This is a genomic window from Caballeronia sp. AZ1_KS37 (genome assembly GCF_023631165.1).
Classification (GTDB): Bacteria; Pseudomonadota; Gammaproteobacteria; order Burkholderiales; family Burkholderiaceae; genus Caballeronia; species Caballeronia zhejiangensis.
The window spans coordinates 257,783-274,129 of the sequence record NZ_JALQDP010000037.1 but is presented as its reverse complement, the minus strand read 5'-3'; the positions used below and the strand labels follow the sequence as shown (position 1 = coordinate 274,129).

At 66.9% G+C, this 16,347-nt stretch carries 14 protein-coding genes; 2 read left to right on the top strand and 12 right to left on the bottom strand.

The features are described 5' to 3' along the window. The first annotated feature begins 206 nt into the window (after positions 1-206). The gene (locus tag NCS00_RS25680) at positions 207-1,949 is read left to right on the top strand and encodes a cyclic peptide export ABC transporter (RefSeq protein ID WP_250441327.1); all 1,743 of its coding nucleotides are present in this window, start codon (positions 207-209) and stop codon (positions 1,947-1,949) included. Positions 1,950-1,979: 30 nt separating this feature from the next. Here NCS00_RS25680 and NCS00_RS25675 read toward each other — a convergent pair whose 3' ends face one another. The 7 genes from NCS00_RS25675 to NCS00_RS25645 all read right to left on the bottom strand — a co-directional run bounded on the left by NCS00_RS25675 (position 1,980) and on the right by NCS00_RS25645 (position 8,652). Next, complete coding sequence (locus NCS00_RS25675; protein WP_409017477.1) at positions 1,980-2,933, bottom strand: ABC transporter substrate-binding protein; 954 nt, start codon at positions 2,931-2,933, stop codon at positions 1,980-1,982. Continuing rightward, positions 2,930-3,688, bottom strand: a complete 759-nt coding sequence (gene fhuF, locus NCS00_RS25670) for a siderophore-iron reductase FhuF (protein ID WP_250441326.1) — start codon at positions 3,686-3,688, stop codon at positions 2,930-2,932. The genes NCS00_RS25675 and fhuF overlap by 4 nt, the downstream gene beginning before the upstream one ends. Further along, positions 3,685-5,769 carry a Fe(3+)-hydroxamate ABC transporter permease FhuB gene (gene fhuB, locus NCS00_RS25665; RefSeq protein WP_250441325.1) on the bottom strand — a complete coding sequence of 695 codons (2,085 nt, stop codon included), beginning with the start codon at positions 5,767-5,769 and terminating at the stop codon, positions 3,685-3,687. Before fhuB ends, fhuF begins: the two co-directional genes overlap by 4 nt. Positions 5,770-5,863: 94 nt before the next feature. Then, on the bottom strand, positions 5,864-6,679 hold the full coding sequence (locus NCS00_RS25660; protein ID WP_250441324.1) for an ABC transporter ATP-binding protein: 816 nt from the start codon (positions 6,677-6,679) through the stop codon (positions 5,864-5,866). After that, positions 6,676-7,674 carry a TauD/TfdA family dioxygenase gene (locus NCS00_RS25655; protein WP_008347633.1) on the bottom strand — a complete coding sequence of 333 codons (999 nt, stop codon included), beginning with the start codon at positions 7,672-7,674 and terminating at the stop codon, positions 6,676-6,678. Before NCS00_RS25655 ends, NCS00_RS25660 begins: the two co-directional genes overlap by 4 nt. Beyond that, a complete protein-coding gene (locus NCS00_RS25650) occupies positions 7,674-7,919 on the bottom strand; it encodes an MbtH family protein (RefSeq protein WP_008347630.1) in 246 nt (81 codons plus the stop codon). Before NCS00_RS25650 ends, NCS00_RS25655 begins: the two co-directional genes overlap by 1 nt. A gap of 37 nt (positions 7,920-7,956) precedes the next feature. After that, positions 7,957-8,652 (bottom strand): RNA polymerase factor sigma-70, encoded by a 696-nt coding sequence (locus NCS00_RS25645; protein WP_250441323.1) that lies wholly within the window; start codon positions 8,650-8,652, stop codon positions 7,957-7,959. A 297-nt stretch (positions 8,653-8,949) separates the two neighbouring features. Between NCS00_RS25645 and NCS00_RS25640 the strand changes: the two genes are divergently transcribed. Beyond that, positions 8,950-10,095: a GGDEF domain-containing protein gene (locus NCS00_RS25640; RefSeq protein WP_250441322.1), complete on the top strand. Its 1,146-nt coding sequence runs from the start codon at positions 8,950-8,952 to the stop codon at positions 10,093-10,095. 3 nt (positions 10,096-10,098) lie between these two features. Here the strand turns inward: NCS00_RS25640 and NCS00_RS25635 are convergent, their stop codons facing one another. The 5 genes from NCS00_RS25635 to NCS00_RS25615 form a co-directional block, all read right to left on the bottom strand. Beyond that, the gene (locus NCS00_RS25635; RefSeq protein ID WP_250441321.1) at positions 10,099-11,076 is read right to left on the bottom strand and encodes a M23 family metallopeptidase; all 978 of its coding nucleotides are present in this window, start codon (positions 11,074-11,076) and stop codon (positions 10,099-10,101) included. A 287-nt stretch (positions 11,077-11,363) separates the two neighbouring features. Continuing rightward, positions 11,364-12,449, bottom strand: coding sequence for a lipocalin-like domain-containing protein (locus NCS00_RS25630; RefSeq protein WP_250441320.1), 1,086 nt, complete (start codon positions 12,447-12,449; stop codon positions 11,364-11,366). Then, positions 12,449-14,992 (bottom strand): FtsX-like permease family protein, encoded by a 2,544-nt coding sequence (locus tag NCS00_RS25625; RefSeq protein WP_250441319.1) that lies wholly within the window; start codon positions 14,990-14,992, stop codon positions 12,449-12,451. The genes NCS00_RS25630 and NCS00_RS25625 overlap by 1 nt, the downstream gene beginning before the upstream one ends. Further along, positions 14,989-15,678, bottom strand: a complete 690-nt coding sequence (locus tag NCS00_RS25620; RefSeq protein ID WP_250441318.1) for an ABC transporter ATP-binding protein — start codon at positions 15,676-15,678, stop codon at positions 14,989-14,991. The genes NCS00_RS25625 and NCS00_RS25620 overlap by 4 nt, the downstream gene beginning before the upstream one ends. A 54-nt stretch (positions 15,679-15,732) precedes the next feature. Continuing rightward, positions 15,733-16,308, bottom strand: coding sequence for a DUF1993 domain-containing protein (locus tag NCS00_RS25615; protein ID WP_250441317.1), 576 nt, complete (start codon positions 16,306-16,308; stop codon positions 15,733-15,735). Positions 16,309-16,347 lie beyond the last annotated feature (39 nt).

Here is a 16,347-nt window from a genome sequence, read left to right as displayed (position 1 = left end):
CATGAATTCCTTCGGGTTCCGGCCGCATCGGGAAAAGCTGCGGCACGAACGTGGGCCGCTGAAAATGCGGCTTCATTCGGGATGACGATTCGCGCGAAAAAATTTTTACCGCTTTTCATGCGCTAAAGATTCGTCGTGCTGAAACGTCTCTATGTAGAGGTGCGTTCAGCGCCGCTTTCCGACTTCAGTTCAGTGATGCCCTGCCAATGACTGCTATCCACGAGCCTTTAGATTCTTCCGCCACGCAGAAGCCCGCTGCGCGCCTCATCCTCGCGCTGCTCAAGCGCTCGCGCGGCGCATTCGCGGTGGCGCTCGTCGCCTGCGTGATGAACGGCATCGCGAGCGTGATGCTCGTCGCGACGCTCAATCGCGCGCTATCGACGCCTTCATCCGCCGATGGCGCGCTCGCCTGGCGCTTTGCGTTGTGCGCGGTCATCGCGCTCTTCACGCGCGTCGTATCGGGCGTGCTGTTCGCGCGGCTCTCGCAGGACACGATGGCGCAACTGCGCGAGCATGTCGCGCGGCGCGTGGCAGCGGCGGAGTTGCGCGATGTCGAGCGCATCGGCGCGGCGCCCGTTCAGTCCGTATTGACCGACGACGCCACCAATGTCTCCATGCTCTTCTTCGCGTTGCCGAACATCGTGATGCACGGATCGATCGTGTTCGGCTGCCTCGGCTATCTCGCGTGGCTGTCGTGGCCGATTTGCCTGCTCGCGCTCGCGGCGATCATCACGGGATCGCTCGGCTATCACCTCGGCGACAAGCGCGCGATCGCTTCGCTCGAAGCGGCCGGGCAATCGCAGGACAAGCTGTTCGGCTGTCTCGGCGCGCTCTTTGCGGGCGCGAAGGAATTGAAGCTGCATCGCGCGCGCTCGCAGCAGTTCGTCGATGGACAACTCGGCGCGGCAATCGGCGAAGTGCGCGATCATCGGCGGCGCGCGTTCAGCGCCTATGCGATCGGCGTGGGCTGGATCATCTTTCTGTTCTACGGCTTTCTCGGTGCTGCGGCGTTCTGGCCATCGCTCGGCGTGCGCGCGGATGCGGGCGCGACAGCAGGCTACGTTGTCGTGTTTCTGTTCATGCTGGTGCCGCTCGATGGTCTGCTCAACAACATTCCCACGCTGAACGCGGCGCGCGTTTCGCTGGCGCGCATCGAGAAGGTGATGGCGGAGTTCGGCAGTCTGCGCGTGTCTTCTGTTTCTGTTTCCTCCGCCGATGATGCGGGCTTTCACACGCTCACGATGCGCGGCGTCGCGCACTCGTATTTCCATGAACGCGACGAGCGCATGTTCCGCATCGGTCCCGTCGATCTGACGTTCAGGCCGGGTGAACTCGTGTTCATCGTCGGCGGAAACGGCAGCGGCAAGACCACGCTTGCGAAAGTGCTTACAGGGCTTTATGAGCCTGAATCGGGCGTGATCGAAGTCGATGGCGTCGCGGTCGATGCAACGAATCGCGCTGCATATCGCGAGCGTTTCACTGCCGTGTTCAACGACTTCCATCTGTTCGATGCGCTGCTCGGCATCGTCGATCCGAACGATGCATCGCGCGCGGCCGCGGATGCCCGCGCGAATGCGCTCGTCGCGAAGCTGTCGCTGGACCACAAGGTGAAGGTCGTCGATGGCGCGTTCTCGACGCGCTCGCTTTCCACAGGTCAGCGCAAACGGCTTGCGCTGGTGGTCGCGTATCTCGAAGACCGTCCGCTCTATCTCTTCGATGAATGGGCCGCCGATCAGGACCCGGCATTCAAAGCGGTGTTCTACGAGCAGTTGTTGCCGGAGTTGCGTGCGCGTGGCAAGACTGTCATCGTCGTGACGCATGACGACCGCTATTTCTCCATCGCGGATCGCGTGCTGAAGCTGGAGAACGGAATGGTCGTGAACGAGACGCGCGGCGGCGGCGTGAGAGCGGCAACGCTCGACGTTCAGGCGAATGGCACATCGGGTTGAACGATGAACGGGGCGCAAGGCCCCGTTTTTTCAATGCTTCGGCAACGCAAGCAGCTTTTCGGTAATCATGTCGCCGAGCTTCAACGCCGACATCGGCCCGCCGAATCCCCAGATATTCGGTTCGACGAGCGTCACGCGCTGTGCCTTCTTCGCGGGCACGAAGCGCCATATCGGCGAATCGAGTGTGGCATCGACGGACGTCGCCGCATTCGATGTCGTCACGAACAGCACGGCCACATCCGGCCGCTTCAGGAAGTCCGCCGACGTCACATACACGGTGCCTTCGCGCGTGGGCTTTTCAGGCCACAGATGAACGCCGAGCGCACGCGCGACGCCCGCCGCCGTGCTGTTACCCGTATAAGCCCAGTATCGGTCGGGCAGGCCGAGGTCTTGCAACAGCGCGAAGCGCGTGCCCGTCAAACCCGCTTCCTTCAGACGCGCGGCATCGCGAGCCAGTCCCGCATCGAGCTTGGCATCGGCGATGCGCGCCTGCTCTTCGCGTCCTGTCATGCACGCGATCGTGTGAAAGATGCTGCGCGTCCATTCGAGCTGCGTGCGCGCGCCATCGGCTTTGCCGTTCTGCACATCCGGGCTGAATTGAAACAGCACCGTCGGCGCGATGCGATCCAGCGCCGCGAAAATCGGCGCATGTCGATAACCCACGCCGATGATCAGATCCGGCCGCGTCGATGCGATCGCTTCCAGACTCGGTTCCTGACGCGTGCCGACCGCCGGCACGCCTTTGAAGCGCGCGCTGTCGTAGCCGATCCAGCCGTCGTAATACTCGGGATCGACGACACCGACGGGCGTCATGTCGAGCGCGGCCACGTCTTCGGCGAACATGAATTCGAGCACGACGATGCGCAACGGGCGCGCAGGCATCGTCTTGCTGAATTGCGACACGGTCGGATTGCCGGCGAGCGGCGCGCAGGCGAGCGCGCGCTGACCGGAGAACGCGATGCACAGACACGCTCCAAGCGCTATCGAGAGATGGCGTCTTGCAAAGCGAGTTCTTCGTCGCGCATCGTCAAAAGCAGCGGGCAGCTTGCGCACAGTTGCGTCTCTCCGGGAATCTCATAGCGCACGCAGCATACGCGGCGCGCGCGAAACGGGTTGGGCAGAAGCGTCGATCGCGGCGTCGCATCGCGGATCGGCGTGCGCAGCGGATTCGCATCGCCGGCGCGAAAGAGCCAGGCCGCGTCGATATCGGCATCGCTGAAAATCGACCGGCAATTCGCGAGCAAATAGTCCAGCACGTTGCCCGCGTTGCTCCACAGCACGCGCGGTGCGATCTTCGTCATGCCCGCGATCATGCCGATCACGCGGTCCAGATGCGCGACGAGACTCGCATAGCGGCGCGCGGGATCGGCATCGAATGCGCGCAATGCATCGGCATCGAAATGAAGCGCGGCGGGCATGCCCTCTTTCAGCACGAGATGCGTGCGTTCGGGCGACATATCGAGCGGACGCCCGAGCAGCCTCGCCGCCGCCACGCCCGCGGGCGCCGCGAGGCCGAAGTAGTACTTGCTCCATTGCGACAGCAGCGCGCGCGCATGAAGCGCGGCATCGCCGCCATAGAGCGCGATCATCGCGGCGAGCATTGCATCGCGATGATCGGCGAGCGATGTCAGCGCGATGCGTTGTGCATCGTCGTCCGGCTTGCCGAGCCACACGTTCTGCAGATACGGCGCAAGCTCGGGCGGCGCGAATTCGGCGAAGGAACGCGCTTGCTCTGTCATCGCGCGCGGCCCTTCTCGCGACGCGTTTCGATGACGAGCAGCGCCAGCATGTAAGGCGCGCCGATCAGCGCGGTCAGCACGCCCGCCGGAATCTCACGCGGCGCGAGCAGGGTGCGCGCGGCGAGATCGGCGGCGGCGAGCACGAGCGCGCCCAGCAATGCCGCGAGCCAGAGCCGCGTGCCGTGCGTGCGCGCGCCGAGCATCGTCGCGAGATGCGGCGCCATCAGGCCGATGAAGCCGACCGGCCCGACCGCCGCCACCGCCGCGCACGCGGCGAGCGTCGCGACCGTGAGCACGAGCGGACGCAGGAGCGCGATCGGCAGGCCGAGCGCCAGCGCCTGTTCGTCGCCGAGCGCGAGCAGATCGAGCGGACGCGCGAGCAACGCCAGCACCGGCAGCGCGAGCGCGCACCACGGCAGAATCGTCGCGACTTCGCCCCAGCTTCGCCCATACGTGCCGCCGACGAGCCACACGACAAAACGCGCCGGCTGCACGCTCTGCTGCGTGATGAGCCATTGCGCGAGCGTCGTGCATAACGTGCCGATGACGATGCCCGTCAGCGCCACCGCGAGCGGCGCGTATCGATGCCGCCGATTGAAAAGCAGCGTGATGGCGAGCGTCGCGCCGCCGCCGGTCAACGCGGCCGCCGCGAGAAAGAGATGCCCGGCGAGCGGCCAGATCATCAGCGCGGCGAGCGTCGCGAGACCCGCGCCTTGCGTCACGCCGAGCACTTCCGGTCCGGCGAGCGGATTGCGCACGATGCTCTGCATCAGCACGCCGCTCGATGCGAGCAGCGCGCCCGCGAGCAACGCACACAAAAGACGCGGCACGCGCAGTTCGAGCAGCATGCGGGCGATGTCGTCGCGGTGCGCGAGCGCATCGATCCAGCGTGCGGGGCCGAGCATCGTCGGACCGATGGATGCGCCGATCGCGAGCACCGCGCATCCGATGGCGACGAGCAAAGCGGCGAGCGCAGGCGACGGCCACGCGGACAACGCCCGCACCGCGCGCATGCCGTGCCGCGCCGATTCGCGCGTCTGGCCCGCGTGCAGCGCGCCGGACCACGCCGCGCCGCTCCTGATCATCGCGAGCATCAGCGGCGTGCCGACGAATGCGATCGCGACGCCCGTCGACAAGGTCGAATCGAGATCGAGCGCGAGCACGGCGCTGTCGGTCGCGAGCACGAGCGCGCCGCCCGCGAGCGCGGAGAGCGGCACGAGCGCCGCGAGCTTCGACGCTTTGGCGCCGCGCAGGTGACGCAGCAGATTCGGCGCGATCAGCCCGACATACGACAGCGGCCCCGCGATCGCCACCGCGACGCTCGCGAAGCCGACCGCGACCGTCATCGCGAAGAGGCGCGTCGCATCGACGTTCACGCCGGCGGCGGCAGCGGCATCGTCGCCGAGCGCGAGCGGATCGAGCGGGCGCATCACGAACGGCAGCGCGAGAAGCGGCAACACGAGCCAGCGCAGCGCCGACATCAATCCCGTCGCGCCGGGCTGATACAGACTGCCGCTCGCCCACAGCGACGCGCCGACGACCGTCTGCTCGAAGAACGCGAGCAAGAGCGTCGAGACCGCGGAAAAAAGCAGCATGCACACGCTGCCCGCGAGCACGAGGCGCAAGGGCGTCGCGCGCCAGCCGCCCGCCGCGGCCGCGACGCAACCCGCCGCCGCGAGCCCGCAGACGAACAGCAACGGCACCGACGCCGCGCCGACGACCTCCGGCGCGATCATCGCCGCGAGCAGCCCGAGCTGCGCGCCGCCGGTGATGCCGAGCAGATCGGGCGCGGCGAGCGGGTTGCGCGTCAGCGCCTGAAAGAGCGTGCCCGCGACCGCGAGACAGCCGCCCGCGACGAGCGCGGCGGCCACGCGCGGCGCGCCCAGATCGAAGAGAAAGACATGCGCGAGACGCGCGGCATCCGTGCCCGATGGCGCATCGAGCCACGCGCGCAGTTCGGGATAGAGACGCAGCGCGGCCAGCGCGAGAATCAGCGCGATCAACGCACACGCGATCGCGCCCGCGCGATTCGGCGCGGCCACGCGATCCCGCGATGCGTTTGCCGTGGCGAGCGTCGTCATGTCGTTCGGCGTCCGGCGATCAGATCGATGACGAGCGACACGCGCGCCCAGAACGAATGCGCGCGATGCAGGCGGCGGCGAGTCGCGAGCGTCGTCATGCGGCGATGCTCCGTTCTTCGACGCCATCGTAAGCGGGCACGCACATCGGCGCGCCCGTCTGCGGATGCGTGACGCGCAGCATGCGAACGCCGAAAGTCTCCAGCAAATGACGCGGATCGATCATCGCTTCGGGCGAGCCTTGCGCGACGATACGCCCCGCGCGCATCAGCACGATTTCGTCGGAGAACGCCGCCGCCTGATTCAGGTCGTGCAGCACCCAGACGATCGTGAGTCCGCGCTCGCGATTGAGCCGCCGCAATTCCCGCAGGATGTCGAGCTGATGATGGATGTCGAGGTACGTCGTCGGCTCGTCGAGCAGCACGATCGGCGCTTCCTGCGCGAGCGCCATCGCGATCCACGCACGCTGACGCTCGCCGCCGGAAAGCGCGGCGACATCGCGCGCGGCATCGTCGACGAGTCCGCTCGCGTCGAGCGCCGCATCGATCGCCGCGTGGTCCGCGCGCGTGAGACCGCGCATCCAGCCGCCGTGCGCGTAGCGTCCGTAGGCGACGAGTTCGCGCACCGTGAGTCCCGCCGGAATCTGATTGAACTGCGCGAGCATGGTGAGCGTGCGGGCGAGCGCGCGGCGGCGCATCGATGCGAGCGGCTTGCCGTTCACGTCGACCGATCCCGCGCGCGCCGGCTGCAAACCGGCGAGCGTGCGCAACAACGTGCTCTTGCCGCAGCCGTTCGGTCCGCATAACGCGGTGACGCGCCCTTCGGCGATATCGATGTCGAGGTTTTCCAGTACGACGTCGTCGCGATAGGCGACCGTCAACGAACGCGCGCGCAGCGCCACGGGCAATGTCATCGCGCCTCGCGGTAACTCTGCGCCATCGCCACGACGACGCGGCGCGGTCCTTCGAACGGATCGCGCGCGTGCGCGGTCAGCATGTTGTCGAGCATCAGCACGTCGCCGGTGAGCCACGGAAATGCGATGCGCTTTTCGTCGAGCACCGCGCGGATCTCGGCGAGCGCATCGGCTTCGAGCGGCGCGCCGTCGCCGTAAAAGACGTTGCGCGGCACGTTTTCCAATCCGACGGCATCGACGAGCGCTTCCTGCATGTCGTCGTCGAGCGCGGAAAGATGAAAGAGATTCGCCTGATTGAACCAGACCATGTCGCCCGTGCGCGGATGCCGCGCGACCGCCTGACAACGCTCTTCCGTGCGCAGCAGCAGTTCGCCGTCGTCGCTGTCGCGCCACGCGCACGCAATCCCGCGCGCCGCGCAGATGCGCTCGACCTCGCGCGGATCGTCCGTGCCGAACGCGTTCTGCCACGGCAGATCGAGTCCTTGCCCGAAGTTGCGCACGTACAGCAGCTCGCGCTTCGCGAAGCGTTCGACGAGCGCCGGACCGAGCGCGCGATACACCGCGCGGCTGTCGGCGATCGGCGTCGCGCCGCCCGCACGCGCCGCGAGCGCGCAGTGGAACCAGATGCGCATCGGCCATTCGCGCGTGTACGACTGCTCGTTGTGCAGCGGAATCGAGCGATGCGGCGGATATTCCGTCGACGTGTACACCGCGCCCTCGACCTGGCTGCGCGGCGTCGAGGCGAATTCGTAGCCGATCAGCGGATCGCCGAACGACGCGGCGAATTGCTGGAACGCCTCGATCGACTCGACGCGAAAGCCGGTGAAGCGCACGCCGCCCGCGCGTTCGAGCGATTCCGCGACGATCGAATGCAGCAGCGGCGCGGCATCGGCGAGCGACAGATCGACGCCCGCGCGCGGCGATACGACGACCGGCAAGCCCGGCTCGATCCGCAGATCGGCGAGCGCGGGCGCGGTCACGGAGAGCGCGCTCATCAGTTCAGGCTCGCGCGGGCTTGTGTGGCGATGGCGTCCATGTGACGGCGCAGGCTCGCGGGGCGCATGTCGGTCCAGACCTGTTCGATGTACGCGAGGCAATCGGCCTTCGCGCCGCGCTTGCCGGCTTCGCGCCAGCCCGCGGGCACGTCGCGGAACGTCGGCCAGATCGAATACTGCTCTTCGTCGTTGATGACGACCGTGTAGACGAGATCGTCGGCTGCGTGGTTCTGCTGTTGCGACATGGTGATGTCTCTCTCTCTGCGAGTTGGCCTATATCGACTAGACGGATGAGCGGCGCGCTTTTTTACCGCCGACGAACGCCGGACACGCGACATTGCGTTCGCGCGCGTCGAGGCAAGCGGCGCAATGCTGCTGGGCGTCGCGCACCATGAAGTGCACGAGCGTCTGCGAGACGTTCAGCGCGCGCGCCGCGCTTTGCAGCGTCTCGTCGCGCAGCCGCACCATTTCGAAGGCGGCGCGATTGCGCTCGGGCAACTGCGCGAGCGCATCGCAGACGCGGTGCAGCGTGTCGCGGGCCTGCGCGCGCGCTTCGGGCGAGAGTTCGTGCGAGGGCACGTCGAGGCCGTCCTCCTCGTCCGCGCGATAGATGTTTTCGAGGCTTTGCCGCCTGCACGCGTCGATCGACGCATTGCGCACCATGCGCGCGATGTAGCCCATCGGCTGACGCACGGCGTCCTGCTGCGGCAAGTCGATGAGACTGACGAAGACGTCATGCACCACGTCCTCGGCACGGCTCGCGCAACCGACGACGCCGCGCGCCATGTTCACGAGCATCTGCCGGTTGGCGATGGCGAGATCGAGCAGGCTGCGCCCGGTGGCTTCGCGCTCGGGCGGCGCCGGACGCGCGACGGCGGGTTCGCGCCGATGCCAGTAAGCATCGAGAGGCAGATTCGAAGGCGGCGGCGAGGTCGAAGAACGCTTCGACGATGCCGGCTGTATGTGCGCGTAAGCCATAAATCGTGCTCCACTTCCGTAGGAGTCGCGAAGCTAACGTAAACGCGAATCGTTCTCAATAAAGCCCTACATGACAGCAGGTCGTAAGGTTTCGCGCGATTCGGACGGATTCCCTGAGCGGATATGGGCGCGCGCGAAGCGGACAAAAAGTCAAGAACACGCCGCGAATAACTATTTTTTATCGCCTGTTCCCAACCGATTGCACGCCGTTGTTAAGCGGCGGCCTACTAAAGTTTCGATGCGAACGACCGTTATCCGCAGTGTGGTCCGGCCCGACCGTGACGCGAAAAGCCCGATATGGAACAACAAACTGAGGTGTTCACCCTGCCGCGCGGACGTGCGGCGACGTGGTTGCTGCACGCGGGAGCCGACATTCCCCGCGCGATCCGCGTCGCCCTCGTCGGAAGCCTGTTCGGCACGCTGCCGATATTCGCGGGCGGCGTGCTGAACACGGTCGCCGTCGCGTGGGTGCTGGACGGCCGCCATCCGACGCCCGCTTTCCACATCTGGCTCGCGCTCGAAATCGCCGTGTGTCTCGTGCGGCTCGTCGTGCTCGTCGTCGCGCGACGCCGCGCGCGCGAGCGCAAATCGACGCTGACGGATACCTACGTGCTTCTCGCGCCGCTTTGGGGCGCAACCGTCGGCTACGGCGCGCTGGTCTCCGTGCTGTCGGGCGACTGGGTCGCTGCGACGCTGTCGTTTCTGTCCGCCGCCGCGATGGTCGGCGGCATCTGCTTCCGCAATTTCGGCGCGCCGCGTCTCGTCGCGGTGATGATCTTTTTGTCGCTCGGGCCGTGCTGCATCGGCGCGGTGCTCTCGGGCGAGCCGACGCTCTGGCTCACGCTTTTGCAAATCCCGTTTTATCTTTTTGCGATGAGCGCCGCCGCGTGGCGTCTGAACGGCATGCTCGTCTCCACGATGAAAGCCGAACAGGAAAACGATCGCCGCGCGCGCCACGACGAACTGACCGGGCTCCTCAACCGCGCGGGTCTTTTCCGGGCGGTCCGGTCGAGCGCGCCGGAGCACACCGCCCTGCTCTATCTCGATCTCGACGGCTTCAAGGCCATCAACGACGCCCACGGCCACGAAATCGGCGATACGCTGCTCGCGCTGGTCGCGCGCCGTTTGCGGCATCTGTCGGGCGAAGGATCGCTGGTCGCGCGGCTCGGCGGCGACGAGTTCGTGATCGTCACGCCGCCGCAGGCCGATCCGCTCGCGCTCGCGGATGTCATCGTGCGCGAGTTGTCGAAGCCCTTCGTCACCGATGCCGGCGCGATGCTGGAGATCGGCGTGAGCATCGGCGTCGCGATGTTCGATCATCATCACGACGAACTCGACGGCGTGCTGCGCGACGCCGACAACGCGCTCTACGAAGCCAAGCGCGCGGGCAAGAGCCGCCGCGTTCTTGCGGCCGTGCGGGAATCGGCCGGTCTCGCCGTCTGAACGTCAGCCGTTGAGCTCGGCGCTCAGCGCTTCCGCTTCCCTCGCGAATCGCTGGCGTTCTTCGCCGTGCAGACGATCGTCGCCGGGAAGATCGACGGTGAGCGGATCCATCGCGACGTCATCGACGTGCACTTCGTAGTGCAGATGCGGTCCGGTCGCCCAACCCGTTTCGCCGACATAGCCGATCACCTGCCCGCGCTGCACCGTCCCGCCAGTCCTGATGCCTTTCGCGAAACGCGAAAGATGCGCGTAGACGGTCGAATACGGCGGCGGATTTTCCAGCATGACGACCTTGCCGTAACCCGTCTGCCTGCCGACAAACGTCACCTTGCCCTGCGCCGTCGCGTGCACCGGCGTCCCGATGGGCGCGGCAAGATCGACGCCGTCGTGACTTTGCCAGCGATGCACGACCGGATCGAACCTTCGCAGCGAGAAGTCCGACGATACCCGCGTGAACGCAACCGGATAGCGCGAGAACGCGGGTTTTGTGCTCTTGCCGTCCTTCGCGTAATAGCGCGTTTCGCCGTTCGGATCGCGATAAAGGAACACGTCGTGCGATGACGATCCGGTCGTCAGACGCACGGCGAGTGGCGGGTCATCGGCGGTTGCGCTGCCTTGCGGACGGTCATAGACCACGGTGAGCGTGTCGCCCTTTCTGAGATCGCGCCGCATGTCGACGTTGCTCGCGAACGCTTCGGTGAGCGTCGCGATCGTCCCTTGGTCGATGCCGAGGCTTTGCGCGGCATCGGAGACCGTCTCGTCGACGGTCGCGCTTTCAGTGGTGCGTGTCGGCGCGGGCGGCGTTTTCGGCGCGGCGCGTTGGGGCAGCGATACGGCGGGCGTGTAGTCCTTATCGGCCGAAGGCGCGGTCGGACGATGCAGCGCGTTGCAGATCACGACCGTACAGATGGAACCGATCGCGCAAGTGAAAAGCAGTCGGCCTGCCTTGCCGGGCAAGGCGTTGGAAGAAGATAAAGGCATCGGAGGGAGGCGGATCGAGCGACGCGCGCTTAGGGCGCATCGGTCGAGGGATCAGAAGGCGCGGCGCGGGCCGCGAGCGTCGGGAAAACCCGCGCGTCATTCGATCTGCCGCGAAAGCGGGTAAATCGTCGGGGATCTTCGGACAAAAAGGCGCGCTGACATGGAAAGGCGAGACGGCGGAGGCGTGTCGAGCGAGACTATGAGACTTTTCTTAAACGAAGCTTAAGCTGCCCCTTTTTACGCTTTTGTACGAAGTTTCGCTACAGTTGCACGAGGATGCCGCCACTTCACCGCTTTTCGATCTCGATCGTCTTTGCGTATCCCGTCAGTTCGAGATATCCGCGTCCTTTTCCGCCGTCGCCGTCGAGCGTGACCGCGCCTTCCCAGTACAGCGCGCCGGTCGAATCGCGCGAGTCGAGTTCCTGATCGTCGATGAGCGGAGTCAGCCGCCAGTGCAGGCCGCCGACGCGCAGGTTCATCGCCACCGGATACGTCGTGCTCGTGCGTGGCGAGCGCCACTCGCGCTCGGGCGTGAATTCCACATCGCCGGGGCCGAATTGTCGGGTGCGGCCGTCGCGATCGCGCAATGCGGCGTGCGCCCAGACCGAATGGCCGTCGCGGGCGCGGACCTTGAAGGCCATCAGCGCGGAGCCGTCGTCGAGATTCGCGCCGAGCCAGTCCCAGCCGGCCGCATCGGATGGCAGCAACGTGCTCGACCATTCGTGGTCGAGCCAGGCACGGCCCGTCACGGCGACGCTCGCGCTCTCCTTCCCCGATGACGATGGCCGCACGACGCTGCCCGTCACCTTGAGCTGCGGCTCGCTGTAGTAATAGCTCGCCTGCTCCGGCGACGGCCCTTTGCGCGAGTAGCCGCCTTCGCCTTGGAACATCGGCGGCTGCGTCGGCGCGAAGGTGAGATGGAGCGCGAATCCGGCGGCATCGGCGATGACCGTGTAGCTGCCGTCCGCCGCGCGCGACATGCGCCATGTGTCGAGCTTGACGTCGGTGTTGCCTTCCTTCGCGTACGCCAGACCGAAGCCCTGCCGCGCGATGTTCTGATCGTGCGCGAGCCGCCCGTACGCGGGATCGGACAACGCCGCATGCGCGATGACGAGTTGCGACGGATCGAACGCGCTCTTGCCGTGCTTCTTGCCGGTGTTCGAGCGAAAGAACGTGATCTGAAACCCGAGCGGCTGGTGCTCCGCCGTCTCGAGCCAGCCGGTCGCGTACCACCATTCCGTGCGATACGGCGGATGCGCGCCGCTGTCCTTCGGCCAGTCGATGACGTGGCCGGGCGCGACGGGCGCGAACTTCGGCTCGCCGGCGAATGCGGTCATCGACATGAGCATCAACGCGAAAAGCAGCGCGCGCATCACCAGTCCTCCCGCACGGCGCGCACCGCATCGACCGACACGGCGCGCCGGCCCGACAGCACCGCCGTCGCGCACGACGACACCATCATCACCCACGCGATCGCCGCGATCATCGTCGACGGAATGTGCAGCGACATGCTCCAGTGAAACGACTGCGGATTCACGACGAACACGAGAATCAGGCTGATCGCGAAGCCGAGCACGCAGCCCATCGCGATGCCGAGCAGCGTGAGCCAGCCCGCTTCCGAAGCGAGCAGCCCGAGAATCTGCGCGCGCGTCACGCCGACGTGCCGCAGCATGCCGAATTCGCGCGAGCGCGCGAGCGTCTGCATCGAAAACGTCGCGCCGACGCCGAACAGCCCGATGACGATCGCGACCGCTTCGAGCAGATACGTCACGGCGAAACTGCGGTCGAAAATGGTCAGCGTGCGCGCGCGGATCTCGCCCGGTTGCGAGAATTCGAGCGCGCCGCCGAAGGTCAGCTTTTTGATCGCGTCGATGACCTGCGCCGCGCCCGAACCCGCGCGCAAGGTAATGGCGATGTCGGTGGCGGCCGTGTCGCCGGTCAGCCGCCGATAGTCCGCGATACGCATTTGCAGCGCGCCCGTCTGCCGCACGTAGTCGCGCCATATGCCCGCGACGACGAAACGCTCGCCCGCGCCGCCGACGGGCAAGCTCACGCGCTCGCCCACGCGATAGCCATACAGATCGGCCATCGCTTCCGAGGCCCAGACGGGCGTTTCGCCCGCGCGCCACGCGGATGGCGGCAACGCATCGCCGGTCATCTGCAACGTCGCGCCGGGATCGGCGGCGTCGAGCTCGCGCGCGATCAGCGCGACCGGCGGCTTCGCGGGATCGAGCGTCAGCTTCGTCGCGCGCGTGAACGCCGCGTGCGCGACGCCATCGACTGCTGCGATCTGCGTTTGCTGATCGGGCTGCAAGCCGCCCGTGTCGCCGCTCGATGCGATCCGCACATAAAGATCCGCCGACAGCAGATGCGCGAGCCAGTCTTCGACGGACACGCGAAAGCTCGTCACCATGATCGCCATCGCGACGATCAGCGTGAAGCTCGACAGCACGCCGCCCATCGCGAGCGATGCCTGCCCGGGCGCATTCGCGAGACGCGCGAGCGCGAGCGTCGCGACGGCGTTGCGCGGTTTCATCGCGCGGCGGAACACGATTGCCGTGACACGCGGCATCAGCGCGATGCCGCCGACGAGCAGCAGCGCGACGGCGAGATAACCGCCGATGGGCGCATCGAAAACGGGCGGCGCCTGCGTCAGCGCCGCGCCTGCCGCGAGGCACGCGAGCGCGGGCCACGGCGTGCCGAGCGGTGCGAGCGCGGCTTCTTCGCTGCCCGCCTTCAACGCGGGCGCGGGCCGGGCGCGCGCCGCTTCGAGCGCGGGAACGAGCGTGCCCGCGAGCGCGACGCCGATGCCCAGCGCGAGAAAGATCGCGCTCGCTAGCGGATCGAAGACGACGCGCGGCTCGACGCCCGGAAAATATCCGCCGCCGAGATCGCTGCCGAAAAAGCGCAACGCGAGCGCCGCGACCGTGAAGCCGAGCGCGATGCCGAGCACGCCGCCCACCACGCCGAGCAGCGCGCCTTCGAGCATGATCTGCCGCACGAGCGATGCGCGCGTCATGCCGAGCACGCGCAGCATCGCGAATTGCGCGCGACGGCGCACGACGCCCGCGGCTTGCGTCGAGAACACGAGAAACGCGCCGGTAAACAGCGCGACGAGCGCGAGCACGTTCATATTGATGCGATACGCGCGCGACAGCCGGTCCGTCCGGCTCTCGATATCCTGCGTGCCGGTCACGACGAGCCGCGCGCCGAGTTCGCGTTGCAGCGTCTCGCGGAACGCATCGCGATCGACGCCGCGCGCGAGTTGCACATCCACGCGCGATAGCTTGCCCGCCATGCCGAAGCGGTTCTGCACGGCGGCGATATCCATCACCGCGATGCGCTGGCCGGGACGCGTTCGCGCGATGCCGCCCGCGACGCGCAACGTCACCGGCGACGTGCCGCTTTGCAATTCGATGCGTCCGCCATCGCGCGCGCCGAGCCAGGCGAGCGCGGCGGGCGAAAGAAAGATCGCGTCATCGGCGAGAACATCGAACGATGCTTCCGGCGAGGGCACGCCGGTCAGGTCCGGCGCGATGCGCTTCGCGCGGAACACGTCGATGCCGAGCACCTTGAGCGGCGCGTTCTTGCCGGGCACGGCGACATCGAGTTCGAGCACCGGACTCGCGGCGGCCACGCCCGCGCGCGTCGCGAGCCGCGGATAAACGCTCTCGTCGATGAAAGGCTGCGCGCCGCGCACTTGCAAGTCGGCTTGACCGGAAAGGCTGCGCGCGGCGGCGGAAAACTCGTTGAACGCCGCGCCGTTGATGAGTTGCACCGCATAACCGAGCCCGACGCCGAGCGCGATCGTCAGCATGGCGACGAGCGCGCGTCCGCGATGGCTGCGCCATTGCGCGCCGAGCAGCCAGCGCGCGAGCGTGTCGACGAATCCGCTTCCGGCGGCGATATCGCTCATCGGGCGAGCGCCGCGGCGTGCAAGGCGCCGTCGCGCAGAATCACGACGCGATCCGCGAACGCGGCCGCCGCTTCGGAATGCGTAACCATCACCGTCGCGGCGCGCGTCGCCTTGGTTTCGGCGCGCAGCAATTCGAGCACTTCGTGCGCGGTCTGCGGATCGAGATTGCCGGTGGGTTCATCGGCGAGAATGAGGCGCGGCCGATGCACCAGCGCGCGCGCAATCGCCACGCGCTGCAACTCGCCGCCGGAAAGCTGGCGCGGCATGTCGTCGCCGCGTCCGTCGAGGCCGACCGCCGCGAGCATCTCGCGCGCGGACGCGGGCGGCATGCCGTTCAGCAGCAGCGGCACCGCGACGTTCTGATACAGCGTCAGATGCGGCAGGACGTGAAACGCCTGGAACACGAAGCCGAGCTTTTGCCGGCGCAGGCGCGTGGCGGCGTCGTCGGGAAGCGTCGAGATCGATGCGCCGTCGATCAGCACGTCGCCGCTATCGGCGGTGTCGAGGCCCGCGATCAGATTGAGCAGCGTCGATTTGCCGACGCCCGAGTCGCCCATGATCGCGACGAACTCGCCCGCGCCGAGCGCGAAGTCGAGCGCGTCGAGCACGATGCGGCCGCTGCCGTAGGTTTTCGTCAGGCGGCGGCATTCGAGGGCGGGAGAAACGTTCGGGTCGGCGGGTCGCATGGCGCAAGGTCGTAGTTCGTGTCTGCGCAAGCATTGTGCCGAAGTCGCGCGGATTCAGCCCGATTGGGGCAGCGTGCCGGGCCGGATATACGAGAACATGTGCGCCACGTAATCCGGCTTGCCGAGCCGCACGCCGTGGTTGCGCAGGATCGCGTAAGCGGTCATCGCGTGGAAATAGAACTGCGGCAGCGACCAGTCGCGCGCGTATTGCTCGCCGGTCATGTCGAAGACGATGCCGTTCGGCAAATCGAGCGCGATCGGCTCGCCGGTTCCGGCGTCGAGCGCATCGGAAGTGAGGTTCGAGAGCAATGCGATCGCATCGGCGATGCAGGCTTGCGCATCGGCGAACGTGCCCGGCGCTTCGTTCGAATGCGCGCCTTCTTTCCGCACGCGCAGCACTGTCTGCGGCAGGTCTTCGCCGCGCAGCCGGTACACCGGTTCCTGTGCCTGAAAGCACACGAAGCGCACTTGCGCGGCGAGCGGAAACATGTCGGGCGCGAGACGCAAGGTCATCAGCGCATCGGGATTCGCGCCTTTCTCGTGCTGAAATGCAGCGGCTTTATCGAGCCACGCCGACAGGTTCTTCAACGTCTGCACGAACGTCGGAACGAGAAGACGGGTCAGTTGCATCGGAAGCTCCATGGGTCGAGGTAACGCGATCTTATATCG